Here is a 14,663-nt window from a genome sequence, read left to right as displayed (position 1 = left end):
CTAAACGCTGAAGCTGTTGGCGGGCTTCGCCGAGTGCTTGAGCTTGAAGTTTGCCGGTTCGATAAAGGGTGCCGCGCCAATGCTCAGCTTGGTGAAGTCCAAGTCCTCCCCGCGGCTGCAGACCTTGATGGCGTTGACCGCTTTGTTCACCTCGGGGCAGAGGCAGAAGATGTTCAGCTTGTAGTCGCTGAACTCGGAGCGCTCCACGGTTCCCAGGCCACGCCAGGCCAGGTGGCTGATAAGCGCGTCCTTGGCCTTCTCCTCGAGGTACCGGTCCCGGTCGGTGCCTTCCCTCGTCTTAAGCGCGAACTGGACAACAACCCAGAACTGCTCTTCTTCGGGGATTTCGGCGTAGCCGTCCTCCGCGCACTGGACCGCGAAGGCGTCCATCAGGCCTTCTGCAGCAGCGGCGTCCGCAACGTCTGTTTCTTCGGTTTTGCTCTGGTGGCCCACTACGCCGTAGTTCATCACAAACTGGCTGTAGTCCTCGTCGAACCAGCCTTCGCGGAAGTGCAGCACTGCCTCGTCGTCCCGTTTGTAGACCCTGATAATTCCGCTCATGACCGTCCCTTCGTGAACCATTCGACGTCTGTGCCGTCGAATGGTGCCTGCTGTGCCTTGACGGCCTGGTAAAGCTCTTCGGCGGCAACCTGGATGTCCTGCACCAGGCGGTCCGGATAGTTCATGGCGACTGCGTGCTCGGCAAACTCGTCCTGGTCGTCGATAAAGACGCCGCGCCCGTCCATCCGGATGACGTCCAGATCCATGTCGATCACATGGAACTCTGTGACCGCCGGCCGGATCTCTGTCCATTCGTGGGCCACAGCGAGGTCAATGTAGACCCGGACCCCGTTGGGATGTGCCGAATCATAGAAGGTGGCAACCCAGTCCCCCGAGCGCGGCACCAGCAGCACGGCATCGGACCGGGTGTAGAACGCAGCGCCGGGACGCGAACAGAACTCGTTGGTTCCTTGAAAGATCCACCAGCCGTGCCGGTCCTCTCCCAGGTACCGTCCGGGGACCACCCAGTGGGCTTTGCCGTTCCATTTCCTGTTCCGCGCCACGACCAGCTGGCCTGGCTGGAGGCCTGCGGGAATCCTCGTGGTGCTGGTATGCGTGGCCGGTCCATACTCCCCTGCGGCCCCGGGATACTTCAGGGCGTCTTCTTCCCTCACAGAATCGGGAGGCTGCCGGTAGTAGGGTGCTCCTGGCCTGGCAGGGGACGCGCAAACGGAACCTTCGTCCCCAAAACCTGCGCGACGACGTCGTGCGTTATCTGCTGTGCCGTCAGCCCCACCCGTTCCATAACCTGGCTCCTGGTGCCGTGGTCAAGGAACTCTGCGGGAAGGCCCACCTCGTTCAAGGCGGTGTCGACCCCGGCGGCGCGCATCTCCTGCCGGATCCGTGATCCCACACCGCCGGCCCTGACGCCATCCTCGATGCAGATGACCAGCCGGTGATGCGATGCCAGCGCGATGATGGAGCGGCGCACGGGCAGCACCCACCGCGGGTCCACCACAGTGGTGCTGATGCCCTGGGCGCCGAGCCGGTTGGAGACGTCCAGCGCAAGTTCGGACATTGCGCCGACGCTGACAATCAGGACATCGTTTTCGGCGGAGCCTGCCGGGCGGCGGGCCAGCACGTCCACACCGTCGCTGAGGCGTTCGATGGCTTCCACCTCGGCTCCGACGGTGCCTTTGGAGAAGCGCACCACGGTGGGGGCATCATCGATGGCTACGGCTTCGCGGAGCTCTTCGCGCAGGCGGGAAGCGTCACGCGGCGCGGCGAGGTGCAGCCCGGGCACAATCTGGACCATTGCCATATCCCACATGCCGTGATGGCTGGCTCCGTCCGGACCGGTCACGCCGGCGCGGTCCAGCACGATGGTGACTCCGGCCTTGTGCAGGGCAACATCCATCAGGAGCTGGTCGAAGGCGCGGTTGAGGAACGTGGCGTAAACAGCCACCACCGGATGGAGACCGCCGAAGGCCATGCCGGCGGCTGAGGTCAGTGCGTGCTGCTCGGCAATACCGACGTCTATCACGCGGTCGGGATGCTTGGCGGCGAACTTGTGCAGGCCCACGGGGATCAGCATGGCGCCGGTGATGCCGACAATATCGGCCCGCTCATCGGAGATGGCAGCGATCTCGTCGGCAAAAACAGACGTCCAGGACTGTGCCCCGGCCGCACTCGTGGGTTCACCGGTTTCGGGGTCGATGATCCCCACCGCGTGGAACTGGTCCGCTTCATGAGCCCGGGCGGGAGCGTAGCCATGGCCTTTTTCAGTCATGGCATGGACAATCACGGGTCCGGCATAGTTCCTGGCCGTGGACAGGGCGTGCTCCATGGCCTGGAGGTTATGGCCGTCAACAGGGCCGATGTACTTCATGCCGAGGTCCTCAAACATCCCCTGCGGCGCCCACCAGTCCTTGACACCCTTTTTCATGGCATGCAGGCTCTTGTAGGTGAACTGCCCCACCGGGCCGCCGTTCTGCAGCTTCCGTTTCCACCAGTCGAGCGTTCCTTCGTAGGCCGGGGTGGCGCGGAAGGAGTCGATGGTGGGACGAAGCGATGCGAGGTAGTCAGCGAAGCCGCCAACGGTGGGCGCATAGGAGCGGCCGTTGTCATTGACAACGATGACCACCCGGCGGCGCTTGTCTGCCGCGATGTTGTTGATGGCTTCCCAGGCCATGCCGCCGGTCAGCGCACCGTCACCAACGATCGCGACGACGTAGCGGTCGCCTTCTCCGGTGAGCTGCCGGGCGCGTGAGATGCCGTCCGCCCAGGAGAGGGACGAGGACGCGTGCGAGCTTTCCACGATGTCGTGCTCAGACTCTGCGCGGGATGGGTAGCCGGACATGCCGCCCTGCTGGCGCAGGGTGCTGAAATCCTGGCGGCCGGTCAAAAGCTTGTGTACATACGACTGATGGCCCGTGTCGAACACGATGCTGTCCCGCGGCGAATCGAAGATGCGGTGCACGGCAAGTGTCAGTTCCACCACACCGAGATTGGGGCCCAGGTGTCCACCCGTCTGGGAAACATTGGATATGAGGAAACTCCTGACCTCATCAGCCAGTTCTTCGAGCTGCCCCTGGGACAACCCATGAAGGTCCTGCGGATTCCGGATGGTGTCCAAGATTCCCAAATGACCCCTCCTTCGGGTGGTAGACGTGCCTATTAACTCTAACGCCTTGGGTGAAATGCAAAGCCGAAGCCCCGGCTGGTCGCTGACCGGCCGGGGCTTCGGGAGGGTGCTGCGTTGTTCAGATGCCTGCTAGTTAGCGGAGATCTGGCGCAGGACGTACTGCAGGATACCGCCGTTGCGGTAGTAGTCGGCTTCGCCCGGGGTATCGATGCGGAGTACCGCGTCGAAGGACTTGGCGGTGCCGTCTTCTGCGGTGGCAGTGACCTTCAGGGTCTTCGGCGTGGTGCCTTCGTTCAGGGCGCTGACGCCCTCAACCGAGAAGGTTTCCGTGCCGGTCAGGCCCAGGCTGGCGGCGTTCTGGCCGGCCGGGTACTGCAGGGGCAGGACGCCCATGCCGATCAGGTTGGAGCGGTGGATGCGCTCGTAGCTTTCGGCGACGACGGCCTTGACACCCAGCAGTGCGGTGCCCTTGGCGGCCCAGTCACGGGACGAGCCGGAACCGTACTCCTTGCCGGCGAGGACCACCAGCGGAGTGCCGGCTGCCTGGTAGTTCTGGGCGGCGTCGTAGACGTAGGCCTGCGGGCCGTCAGCCTGGCTGAAGTCCCGGGTGAAGCCACCTTCGACGCCGTCCAGGAGCTGGTTCTTGATCCGGATGTTGGCGAAGGTGCCGCGGATCATGACTTCGTGGTTGCCACGGCGTGAGCCGTAGGAGTTGAAGTCCTTGCGCTCCACGCCGTTGGCCAGCAGGTACTGGCCGGCCGGGGTGTCCGACTTGAAGGAACCGGCCGGGGAGATGTGGTCCGTGGTGACCGAATCGCCCAGCTTCAGCAGCACGCGCGCGCCGGTGATGTCCTGCACGGGTTCCGGCTGAGCCTTCATGCCCTCGAAGTACGGGGGCTTCCGGACGTAGGTGGACTTCTCGTCCCAGGCGAAGGTGTCGCCGGCCGGGGTGTCGAGCGCCTTCCAGCGGTCGTCGCCCTCGAAGACGCCTTCGTAGCCGCGGGCGAACATGCCCTTGTCGATCGAGGAATCGATGACCTGCTGGACCTCGACCGGGTTCGGCCAGATGTCCTTCAGGAAGATGTCCTTGCCGGCCTCGTCCTGGCCCAGGGCGTCGTTCTCGAAGTCGAAGTCCATGGTGCCGGCGAGGGCGTACGCGATGACCAGCGGCGGGGAGGCCAGGTAGTTCATCTTGACGTCCGGGTTGATCCGGCCTTCGAAGTTGCGGTTGCCGGACAGCACGGCAGTGACGGAGAGGTCGTTGGCCTGAATGGCCTCCGAGATCTCGGCGTCGAGCGGGCCGGAGTTGCCGATGCAGGTGGCGCAGCCGTAGCCGACGATGTAGAAGCCGAGCTTCTCCAGGTACGGAGTCAGGCCGGACTTGTTGTAGTAGTCGGTGACAACCTTGGACCCGGGAGCCACGGAGGTCTTCACCCACGGCTTGGAGGTCAGGCCCTTGTCCACGGCGTTGCGGGCCAGCAGTGCAGCGGCCAGCATCACGGACGGGTTGGACGTGTTGGTGCAGGASGTGATCGACGCGATCGARACKGCACCGTGGTCCAGTTCGAAYTCGCGGCCATCGGCGGTCTTGACGGCCACCGTAGTGGACGGGCGTCCGTTCGACTTCGGGCCGTGGGAGTGCGGGGCCACTTCGCTCAGGTGTGTCGTCGAAGCAGTGAACGACGGCGAGTCGGAAGCCGGGAAGCTTTCGTCAATCGCTTCGTCCAGGCTGCCGTCGGCGAGGTCTTCCTTCACGTAGTTCCGCAGGTCCTCGCGGAACTGGGCCTTCGACTCGGTCAGGATGATGCGGTCCTGGGGACGCTTCGGGCCGGAGATGGACGGAACAACCGTGGACAGGTCCAGTTCGAGGTATTCGGAGAACTTGATCTCACGCGACGGATCGTGCCAGAGGCCCTGTTCCTTGGCGTAGGACTCCACGAGTGCCACGTTTTCGTCCGAGCGGCCCGTGAGGCGCAGGTAGTCCAGCGTGACGTCGTCGATCGGGAACATTGCGGCCGTGGAACCGAATTCCGGGCTCATGTTGCCAATGGTGGCGCGGTTGGCCAGCGGCACAGCCGCAACGCCTTCGCCGTAGAATTCCACGAACTTGCCCACCACACCGTGCTTGCGGAGCTGCTCGGTGATGGTCAGSACSACGTCCGTKGCGGTGGCGCCGGCCGGGATGGACCCGGTCAGCTTGAAGCCCACAACGCGCGGAATGAGCATCGAGACCGGCTGTCCCAGCATGGCTGCTTCGGCTTCGATGCCGCCAACGCCCCAGCCCAGGACACCCAGGCCGTTGACCATGGTGGTGTGCGAGTCGGTGCCCACGCAGGTGTCAGGGTACGCCCGGACAACACCGTCGATTTCGCGGGTCATGACCGTGCGGGCCAGGTACTCGATGTTGACCTGGTGCACAATGCCGGTTCCCGGGGGAACCACCTTGAAGTCATCGAACGCCGTCTGGCCCCAGCGAAGGAACTGGTAACGCTCGCCGTTGCGCTGGTATTCGATCTCCATGTTGCGCTCCAGCGCGCCGGAGTTACCGAAAACGTCGATCTGCACGGAGTGGTCAATGACCATTTCCGCCGGAGCCAACGGGTTGACCCGCTTGGGGTCACCGCCGAGTTCCTTGACCGCTTCACGCATGGTCGCCAGGTCCACCACGCAGGGGACGCCGGTGAAGTCCTGCATGATCACGCGTGCAGGCGTGAACTGGATTTCTGTATCGGGTTGGGCATTGGGATCCCAGCCGGCCAAGGCACGCACGTGATCGGCAGTGATGTTCGCGCCGTCCTCGGTCCTCAACAGGTTTTCAAGCAATACCTTGAGGCTGAACGGAAGGTTTTCTGCACCTTCAACGGAGTTCAACCGGAAAATTTCATATTCGGTTCCGGCTACATTAAGTTTGCCTTTTGAACCGAAGCTGTCCACTGTGCTCATCGCAGGACTCCTCTCGCAACAGTTTCATCTTTGTCGCGCGGTAGACCGCTTGCTAGTTAGGCAGGCCTAATTAGTGCTGGCCACACAAATTGCCTGAGGTCAGCCGTGAATACTCAGCCGTGAATACGGTGCGCGACGTGGGATTACTACCGCCATCCTAGTAGCATCACGGGGCGGGCGTCAGCAACGCCACCGTCTCCAGGTGGTGGGTGTGCGGATACAGGTCAAACGCACGCAGTCCGGCCAAGGACCACCCGGCCTGTTGGAAGTACCCGACGTCCCGGGCAAACGATGCCGGATCACACGAAACGTAGGCAACCGCGCGGGGCCCGGCCGCAACCAACTGGCTGACCACGGCCTTCCCTGCCCCCGCGCGGGGCGGATCCAGCAGCAAGGCATCGAAATTCCGCGGTTTCTGGCGGAGGACGCGCTCCACGCGGCCTTGCACGATTTCCACCTGCGGGGCGCCGTGAAGGTTCTTGCGGGCATCCCGGCTGGTTCCGGGAGCGCCTTCCACCGAGAGGACAGAGCCGGTCTCGCCCACCGCGTCGGCCAGCGGTGCCGTGAACAGCCCGGCTCCGGCGTAAAGGTCCGCCACCACGGAACCTGCTCCGAGGAAGCCGCCGCCGTGGAGGAATTCTGTGACAGCCCCCACAAGCGTGCCGGGCGCGTCGCGGTGGATCTGCCAGAAACCCGCCCCGGTCACCCGGTACTCGTGGCCGGCCGCGGATTCCTGGACCCACGTCCGGCCACGCAGCTGCCGCACTTCTTCGGTGAGGGGATCGAACGAGGCCACGGAAACGTCGTCGGGAAGCTGGGCAGCGACAGCGTTGAGCCGTTTGGGACTGGTTCGGGGTGCGGGAGCGAGCAGCACCAGGGGGCGCGAGCCGTTCGACGGCGCTGCTACTTCCACGCGCTCGATGCCTTGGAAATCGAGGTCCCACAGCCGCAACCGGTTAATGCCGTCGGAGGCCAGGGGCATCTCCCGGACGGCAATGATGTGATCTGAACGGTGCGCATGCATGCCCAGTTTTCCGCCGGCGGTGACCGAGAAGCTGGCGCGGGTCCGCCACCCCAGCCCGGTGCCGGCGTCGTACGTTGCGTCCGTACCGGGGACTGCCTCTGAACCCCGCCCGCTTCCCTCCACGGCCTCCACCAGGCTATCCATGTCGGGAACCCCGGGTACGCGTTCGACGCCGGCGAGGCGCCTCAGCTGTTCGGCCAGTACCGCGGACTTCAGTCCGCGCTGGCGCGCCAGCGAGATGTGGCCGAATTCGGCCCCGCCCACCGGCGGATGCCCGCGCTGCCAGGAGCGGAGCGAGTCCGCCGCATGCCAGAAGTGATCCGCCCGGTCCGGGGAGGCCTCCAAAACTTCGACCACGTCGGCCCGCCAAAATTTGGCCGACTCCCCCGCGTCGGTTAACCGGACACGGACTTTTTCGCCGGGAATCCCGTGCCGGACAAAGATCACCCTGCCTTCGTGGCGTGCCACGCAGTGGCCTCCGTGAGCCACAGGGCCGACCTCGAGCACCAACTCGACGGCGGCTTCCTGGACGGGTGCGGTGGTGGAAGGGCTGTGGGACTGGGGGGTCATTGAATATCCTGCAGGTTCTTTGCTTCTTCGGATGATTTGAGCTGCCACGGGACACTGGCCACCATGACGCCAGATTCGAAGTGCAGCCGGGTCTTAATACGCAATGCTGTCTGGTTATGGACCAACTGTTCCCACCACTTACCCACCACATACTCGGGGATGTACACCACCACGAGGTCGCGGGGCGAGTCGCGGCGCATGTTCTTTACATACTCCATGATCGGGGTGATGGTCTCGCGGTAGGGGCTGGCCAGGACCGTGAGCGGCACAGGGATCTCCAGCTTTTCCCAGTCGGCAACGGTGTGCGCAGTTTCCTCGGCGTTGATGTCCACGGTGATGGCATCCAGCCGCGAAGGCCGTGACGCCCGCGCGTACGCCAGGGCACGCAGCACGGGTTTGCGCACATGCGAGACCAGCAGGACTGCGTGCACTCGGGACGGCAGGGCCCGGGGCGAGGAATCCTCATCCACGGCCAGCTCCTTGGCCACGTTGTCATAGTGCGCGCGGATGCTCCACATGATCAGGAACAGCACCACCATGGCCAGCAGCGCGATCCAGGCACCTTGTTCGAACTTAGTGATCAGCACGATGACCAGGACCAGGGCTGTCATGCCGAAGCCGATGGTGTTGATGGTGCGGGATTTCATCATCCGACGCCGCACCGCTTTGTCCTTGGCGAGTTTCAGATGCCTGCCCCAGTGAATGATCATGCCCAGCTGGCTCAGCGTGAAGGAGATGAAGACGCCCACAATGTACAACTGGATCAGTTTGGTGACGTCTGCGTTGAACGCCACGATCAGCACCAGTGCGCCGGCGGCCAAGGCAATGACGCCGTTGCTGAACGCCAGGCGGTCTCCCCTGGTCCGCAACTGGCGGGGAAGGTAACCGTCCTGGGCCAGGATGGAGCCCAGCACGGGAAACCCGTTGAACGCCGTATTCGCGGCAAACACCAGGATCACGCCCGTGGCCGCCACCACGATGTAGAACGGGATGGACCCGGGCCCGAAGATGGTCTGCGCGATCTGGCTGATGGCCGGGGTCTGGATGTAGCCCTCGGGCAGCGGCAGGCCGTTCAGCAGGAATTCGGTGGCAGGGTCAAGCACAATGTGGACCCTGGTCGCATTGGCCAGGTAGATGATGCCTGCCAGCATCGCTGCGCCGATCGATCCGAGCAGCAACAGCGTGGTGGCCGCGTTTTTGCTCTTGGGGACTTTGAAGTTGGGCACCCCGTTGCTGATGGCTTCAACACCGGTCAGGGCGGCGGCGCCGGAAGAGAAGGCCCTCAGGAGCAGGAACGCGCCTGCCAGTCCCACCAGCCCTTGATCGAAGCCGGGAGCCGGCACAATCTCGAAGTTCGCCGAGGGCGCCTCTCCCAGCTGGCCGGTGGCCGCCTGGAACACGCCCACAGCTGTCATGCCGAGGATCGAGGCCATAAAAATGTAGGTGGGGACGGCAAAAACGCTACCGGCTTCCTTGATACCGCGGAGGTTGACCAGGGCGAGGAGGGCGACGCCGATGGTGGCCAGGAGCGCCTGCTGCCCATGCAGGGAGGGAATTGCCGTGGTGAGGTAGGCGGCCGCCGAAGACATCGAGACCGCCACGGTCAGGACGTAGTCCACCAGGAGGGCGGAGGCCACCGTCAGCCCGGCATACTTGCCGAGGTTTTCGTTGGCGATTTCGTAGTCTCCACCACCGGAGGGGTAAGCGTGCACGTTCTGGCGGTACGACGCGACCACGGTCAGGAGCACCACCATGACGGCCAGGCCAACCCACGGCGAAATGGCAACGGCACTGACGCCGGCAAGGGCAAGGGTCAGCAGGATTTCATCCGGCGCGTAGGCCACCGATGACAACGCATCGGAGGCGAAAACCGGAAGTGCTATCCGTTTGGGCAGCAGGGTGTGGGCCAGCCGGTCATTCCTGAAGGGTCTGCCCACCAGCACCCGTTTTACGGCATTCAGTATTGTCAGCACTCCACAAAGTTAGTCTTATTCGCGTCGCATGTCATGACGACGTCGAAGCGGCTGATGAACGCGGGCTGCCGGTAGAGTTCTAGAAGCAGCAACAGCCGACGGAAGGTAAGGAAACACGGTGGCGCATTTCGTGATCATGGGATGTGGCCGGGTGGGGGCAACCCTGGCGCACACACTGGAGGACGCAGGCCATTCCGTCGCGATTATCGACCAGGACGACAGGGCGTTCCGCCGGCTCCGGCAGGGCTTCACCGGTCGCAAGGTCACCGGAGTGGGCTTCGACCGGGACACGCTCCAACAGGCCGGAGTCGCCGAGGCCTACGCTTTCGCGGCTGTGTCCAGCGGCGACAACTCCAACATCCTGGCAACCCGGGTGGCGCGGGAAACCTTCCACGTTCCGCATGTGGTGGCCAGGATCTACGACCCCGGCCGGGCGGAAATCTACCAGCGGCTCGGTATCCCCACAGTGGCGGCCGTGCGCTGGAGTGCTGACCAGGTCCTGCGCCGCATCCTCCCCGAGCAGCACATCGCCGGCGACTTCCGCGAGCCTTCAGGCCGGCTGGTGCTCGCCGAAGTGGATCTCGACGCCGGCTGGATCGGCCACCGGATCACCGCGATCGAAAAAGCCGCAACCATCCGGGTTGCCTACCTCACCAGGTTCGGCGAAGGTGTGCTGCCTGAGTCCGGCACCCTCTACCAAGACGGCGACACCGTGCATGCCATGCTGCCGGTGGACCGCAGTTCCCAGGTCGCCCAGATCCTGGCCAAAGCACCTGCCAAGGAGTTGTAGTGAAAGTTGTTATCGTCGGTGCCGGCAGTGTCGGGTCATCGATCGCCCGGGAACTGCTGGCGCACAAACACGACATCCTGCTGATCGACCTCAAGCCGGAGGTCATCGGCCGCAGCGGCCTGCGCGGCGCGCACTGGCTGGTCGGCGACGCCTGCGAGCTCAGCACCCTGCAGGGGGCAAAAGTGGAGGACGCCGACGTCGTGGTTTCGGCAACCGGGGATGACAAGGTGAACCTGGTGGTCTCACTCCTGGCCAAGACCGAATTCGGCGTGGGCCGCACGGTGGGCCGGGTCAACAACCCCAAGAACGACTGGATGTTCAACGATTCCTGGGGCGTCGACGTTGCCGTCAACACCCCCCAACTGATGACGGCGCTGGTGGAAGAGGCGGTGGAAATCGGTGACCTGGTCAGGCTGCTGACCCTGCAGACGGGGGTTTCTTCGCTGGTGGAGTTCACCGTGCCGCACGATTCCCACGTCATCGGCCTGACAGTTGGCGACATCACGTGGCCAGAGGACGCCACGCTGGTGGCTATCCTCCGTGACCATGCGCCCATCACGCCCAGCCGCGACGACGTGATCGACGGCGGCGACGAATTGTTCTTTGTCACCACCATCGCCGCGGAAGACGAACTGCGGGCACTGCTGTCCGCCGAATTAGCCGAGACTGCGGATAACACCGGCGAGCCCGGAGCCGTGCAGCACGCCGCGTCTCAGGCCCCGGAGGACGACGGCTTCGACGGCTGAGCGCCGGCCCCGGCCGGCGCCGGCCGGGTGACCAGCCAGGCGATCCAGACGCCCAGGATATACAGCGGGGCCGCCATGATCAGGCGCGTGGTGGCGAGGGCAGCGAGTCCGTCCTCCCCCATCAGGTACAGCGGAACCTGGACCACCAGCCGAAGTACCAGCACCGCCACGATGATCCACGTGCCCAGGCGGTAAGCCTTAACCCTGGCAGCGTCCTTGCGCCACTCAAGGGCTTCGTTGCGGATGAATCCAAACAACAAGCCCGCCAAAGGCCATTTGATGGCGATGGAGATGACCATGGCGAGGATGTAGGCGGCGTTGGTGAAGAAGCCGGGAAGGTAGAAGTCCTCAGCCTTTCCTGTGGTGTTGGCGAGCCAGGCCGATATGCCCACGCCCACCACTCCGGCCAGGGCCTGGGTCAGCGGCCGCCGTTGGACCAGGCGAACCACGGTAAAGACTGCCGCGGATGCCAGCGCAGCCACCAGCGACAGGGTGAGGTCCCGGGTGATGGTGAACGCCACGAGGAAAACCACGCCCGGGACGGTGCTCTCCGCGATGCCTTGGACTCCGCCGGCACTCTTGAGGACGTCGATCCGGCCGTCATGGGTACGGTGCAGTCCGGCTTTGGCCGCGTAGTCCTCCGCCAGTCCCGCCATCGGAGACGGTTTCGTACGGGACGCCTCGGGACGGCCAGGTTCCGGACTGTGCCGGTCTGGTCCGGAGGACGGCTCGGGCAGCTGGGACGGGGTCATTCGTGCTCCTGGCTGGAGATGATTTCGTAGCGCGGATTGAAGATGGTGGGCAGGCYGTGGCTTTGGGTCAGCATGCCTTCGACGCGAACTTCCGTACCGGCCTCGATCCCCGGCACCCTGTGCCGGCCCAGCCAGACGACGCGGAGGCGCTTTTCGCTTCCTTGTCCGGCGCCGGTGCCAGCGCGTTGGTCGTCAGGGTCAGCCATGACCGCCGTGAACGCAGGGCTTTGATTGGCCGGCAGGAAGGTCACAGATTCGATGAACCCTCGGCACAGCACCCGCCCCCTGTCCGGGAGCCCGCTGACCGGTACCCCGGCGCGAGGCGACGGGTCCGGAGACGCGTGCTGGGAATCAGCCAATCTGCGTGGTTTCCGGACCGCGCTCCGGCTCCTTGAATTCAGTGGCGGAAGGCGGCGGGGTAACGCTGGCGTCCTTGGGTAAACGGAGTTGAAGCAGGTCGCGCGGCGGCATGGGACTATCGCCACGGATCACCACGATCCGGCGGAACAGGTCTTCCAGCGGAGCGGCGGCCTCACGCTCCATTGCCGCTTCCCCGCCGAGGACGCCGCGCAGGAACCACCGCGGTCCGTCCACGCCGATGAAGCGCGCCACCCGGTAACCCTGGCTTCCGTCCGGGGCACCGGCAGGCAGCTTGGCGACCAGTTCGGTTCCGAAAGCGCCCTGGACTTCCTCCACCTGGCCACCCTGGCTTCCTACGGACTGACCGATCTGCTCGCGGATTTCGTCCCACAGCCCCTCGGTCTTGGGGGCGGCAAAGGCCTGCAGCTGCAGGCTTGAACCGTTCAGGTCCATGGTCACGGCCACCACGCGCTGGGTAGCTTCTTCGACCTCGAGCCGCAGCTGGAGTCCCTCGCTCGGGGCGACGAGCAGGGCACCGAGGTCAACGTAGCCATCGTGGCTGTCGATTTCGGATACATCGAAGGGTCCGTTGGCCCGCCGATCCGTATCTTCCGAAGCCGCCCGGCCGGAATCCCCTGATTCCGCTGACGCGGAGGATTCGTCCCGTTCGGCGTCCTGTTCCTTCTTGGATTTCCTGCCGAGCCCAAAAACCATGGGTTTGTCTCCTAAGTTGTGAAAGTGCCCGGCCGGGCCCCGGGTCCGGCTGAAAGTCAAAGCTGCTGCGGGCAGCCCCCGCGCCGCTGCATGCACTGTGCGGGTGAACGCACGTGGCCGGTGTCAGGCGTTTCGCGGCGTGAAACCACCGGTGGAACCGAACCCGCCGGCGCCCCGAACGGATTCACTCAATTCGTTGACAGGAACAAACTGCGCGTATTCCACGCGCTGAATGACCATCTGTGCAATTCTATCGCCGCGCCGCAGTTCGATGGCGTCGCGGCGATCGGTGTTCAGCAGCGTCACGGAGATTTCTCCGCGGTAACCGGCATCCACGGTGCCAGGAGCGTTGACGATAGTCAGCCCATGCTTCGTGGCGAGGCCGGACCGGGGGTGGATCAGCGCCACAAACCCGTCCGGGAGGGCGATGGAAACGCCCGTTGGCACCAGCTTCCGCTCGCCCGGCTGCAACACCACATCTTCCCTTGCCCTGAGGTCAGCACCGGCATCACCGGGGTGGGCGTACGACGGCGCGTCCAGGCCGGCGTCGAGCATTTTCAGCTGTACCTGCAGCGTGGGCGCACCGTAGGCGGCGGCTGCCCCCGTCGCAGGGCCGGAGACAACAGGGTCAGGTGCGGTTTCAACCGTGGCGAGTTCGTCAGTCACAGTCACTCACTCTAACGCCCAGCCGCCGTTCCCTCCTAGACGCACACTGGACGCACGGGTACCCCGGCGGAACGCCAAGATGAATTAGCCGGGCAAAGATGGAAAGCTGATGGCATGCCCGAATCCAGTTCAACTGCACCTGTCCCCAACACCCCCTCCGCCGGCGCCCCGGCCGTCTTCCGGGAGAGGCTGTGGCCCAACGTCTGGATCTGGATCATCGCGGCGGGAATCTCCGGCGCCGGCATCCTGGTCTTCGCCCCGATCAGCATGACGGCGGGCTACACCGCCGCAGTGGTGATGTTCGCGATCATTGCCGTCCTGCTGGTGCTCTCGACTCCCACCATCATGGTCACCGAAGAAACCCTGACCGTGGGCCGGGCCACCATCGAGCGCCGTTTCGTCGGCCTCGTGGAGACCTACAAGGGCAAGGAAGCCACGGCTCAGCGTGGCACGAAGCTCAACGGTCTCGCCTACCTCTGCATCCGGGGCTGGATCGACCCGGTGGTCCGGGTGGAAATCACCGACCCGTCCGACCGGACGCCCTACTGGCTGACCTCCTCGCGGCGGCCCGGGGAACTGGCCGCTGCGCTGTCCGGAAAGTAAGGCCCGGCAACTCAGCCCCAGGGAGTGGAGCGGGGCTCACCCTTCGCATTCCGTGCAGTAGAAGTGGCCGTTCTGTTCCCGGGCGACCTGGGAACGGTGGTGGACCAGGAAGCATGAGGAACAGGTGAACTCGTCCGGCTGGGGCGGTACCACCTGGACCAGCAGCTCCTCGCCGGACAGATCGGCGCCCGGGAGCTCGTAGCCCGCAGCGGGGTCATTTTCGTCCTCCTCCACCGCTGCCGCCGGCTTCTCGGTCCGCCGGGACTTTAGCTCCTGCAGCGAATCCTCACTGAGGTCTTCTTCAGACTTGCGCGGCGCATCGTAGTCGGTGGCCATGTCCGCACAACTCCGTTCCTCTCACGTCGGCGGGTATCACC

Annotated in this window: 14 protein-coding genes; 3 read left to right on the top strand and 11 right to left on the bottom strand. The window is 64.6% G+C overall.

Annotation, left to right across the window (positions count from 1 at the left end; all coding sequences use genetic code 11):
- The 6 genes from AC1DIM_RS09230 to AC1DIM_RS09205 all read right to left on the bottom strand — a co-directional run bounded on the left by AC1DIM_RS09230 (window position 1) and on the right by AC1DIM_RS09205 (window position 9,655).
- A complete protein-coding gene (locus tag AC1DIM_RS09230) occupies window positions 1-561 on the bottom strand; it encodes a hypothetical protein (protein ID WP_477710190.1) in 561 nt (186 codons plus the stop codon).
- Window positions 558-1,175: a DUF402 domain-containing protein gene (locus tag AC1DIM_RS09225; RefSeq protein WP_477710189.1), complete on the bottom strand. Its 618-nt coding sequence runs from the start codon at window positions 1,173-1,175 to the stop codon at window positions 558-560. The genes AC1DIM_RS09230 and AC1DIM_RS09225 overlap by 4 nt, the downstream gene beginning before the upstream one ends.
- On the bottom strand, window positions 1,172-3,145 hold the full coding sequence (gene dxs / locus AC1DIM_RS09220) for a 1-deoxy-D-xylulose-5-phosphate synthase (protein ID WP_477710188.1): 1,974 nt from the start codon (window positions 3,143-3,145) through the stop codon (window positions 1,172-1,174). Before dxs ends, AC1DIM_RS09225 begins: the two co-directional genes overlap by 4 nt.
- Before the next feature lie 129 nt (window positions 3,146-3,274).
- On the bottom strand, window positions 3,275-6,088 hold the full coding sequence (locus AC1DIM_RS09215; RefSeq protein ID WP_477710187.1) for an aconitate hydratase: 2,814 nt from the start codon (window positions 6,086-6,088) through the stop codon (window positions 3,275-3,277).
- A gap of 166 nt (window positions 6,089-6,254) precedes the next feature.
- A complete protein-coding gene (locus AC1DIM_RS09210) occupies window positions 6,255-7,682 on the bottom strand; it encodes a class I SAM-dependent RNA methyltransferase (protein WP_477710186.1) in 1,428 nt (475 codons plus the stop codon).
- Complete coding sequence (locus AC1DIM_RS09205; RefSeq protein ID WP_477710185.1) at window positions 7,679-9,655, bottom strand: APC family permease; 1,977 nt, start codon at window positions 9,653-9,655, stop codon at window positions 7,679-7,681. The genes AC1DIM_RS09210 and AC1DIM_RS09205 overlap by 4 nt, the downstream gene beginning before the upstream one ends.
- 118 nt (window positions 9,656-9,773) lie before the next feature.
- Between AC1DIM_RS09205 and AC1DIM_RS09200 the strand changes: the two genes are divergently transcribed.
- Together AC1DIM_RS09200 and AC1DIM_RS09195 are read left to right on the top strand one after the other, a co-directional pair.
- Complete coding sequence (locus AC1DIM_RS09200) at window positions 9,774-10,445, top strand: potassium channel family protein (RefSeq protein WP_477710184.1); 672 nt, start codon at window positions 9,774-9,776, stop codon at window positions 10,443-10,445.
- Window positions 10,445-11,191 carry a potassium channel family protein gene (locus AC1DIM_RS09195; RefSeq protein WP_477710183.1) on the top strand — a complete coding sequence of 249 codons (747 nt, stop codon included), beginning with the start codon at window positions 10,445-10,447 and terminating at the stop codon, window positions 11,189-11,191. Before AC1DIM_RS09200 ends, AC1DIM_RS09195 begins: the two co-directional genes overlap by 1 nt.
- Here AC1DIM_RS09195 and AC1DIM_RS09190 read toward each other — a convergent pair.
- The 4 genes from AC1DIM_RS09190 to dut all read right to left on the bottom strand — a co-directional run bounded on the left by AC1DIM_RS09190 (window position 11,158) and on the right by dut (window position 13,683).
- Window positions 11,158-11,943 (bottom strand): DUF3159 domain-containing protein, encoded by a 786-nt coding sequence (locus tag AC1DIM_RS09190; protein ID WP_477710182.1) that lies wholly within the window; start codon window positions 11,941-11,943, stop codon window positions 11,158-11,160. The genes AC1DIM_RS09195 and AC1DIM_RS09190 overlap by 34 nt on opposite strands.
- A complete protein-coding gene (locus tag AC1DIM_RS09185; protein ID WP_477710181.1) occupies window positions 11,940-12,302 on the bottom strand; it encodes a hypothetical protein in 363 nt (120 codons plus the stop codon). Before AC1DIM_RS09185 ends, AC1DIM_RS09190 begins: the two co-directional genes overlap by 4 nt.
- Window positions 12,295-13,017 (bottom strand): DUF3710 domain-containing protein, encoded by a 723-nt coding sequence (locus AC1DIM_RS09180; protein WP_477710180.1) that lies wholly within the window; start codon window positions 13,015-13,017, stop codon window positions 12,295-12,297. Before AC1DIM_RS09180 ends, AC1DIM_RS09185 begins: the two co-directional genes overlap by 8 nt.
- A gap of 123 nt (window positions 13,018-13,140) precedes the next feature.
- Window positions 13,141-13,683, bottom strand: coding sequence for a dUTP diphosphatase (gene dut, locus AC1DIM_RS09175; protein WP_477710179.1), 543 nt, complete (start codon window positions 13,681-13,683; stop codon window positions 13,141-13,143).
- Between the two features lie 114 nt (window positions 13,684-13,797).
- Here dut and AC1DIM_RS09170 point away from each other — a divergent pair, with 114 nt between their 5' ends.
- Complete coding sequence (locus AC1DIM_RS09170) at window positions 13,798-14,286, top strand: DUF3093 domain-containing protein (protein ID WP_477710178.1); 489 nt, start codon at window positions 13,798-13,800, stop codon at window positions 14,284-14,286.
- Window positions 14,287-14,322: 36 nt separating this feature from the next.
- Here the strand turns inward: AC1DIM_RS09170 and AC1DIM_RS09165 are convergent, their stop codons facing one another.
- Window positions 14,323-14,622, bottom strand: coding sequence for a DUF4193 domain-containing protein (locus AC1DIM_RS09165; RefSeq protein ID WP_477710177.1), 300 nt, complete (start codon window positions 14,620-14,622; stop codon window positions 14,323-14,325).
- Between the last annotated feature and the right edge of the window lie 41 nt (window positions 14,623-14,663).

Source organism: Pseudarthrobacter sp. 01T43 (assembly GCF_056398665.1).
This window is presented reverse-complemented; position numbering and strand designations above follow the sequence as displayed.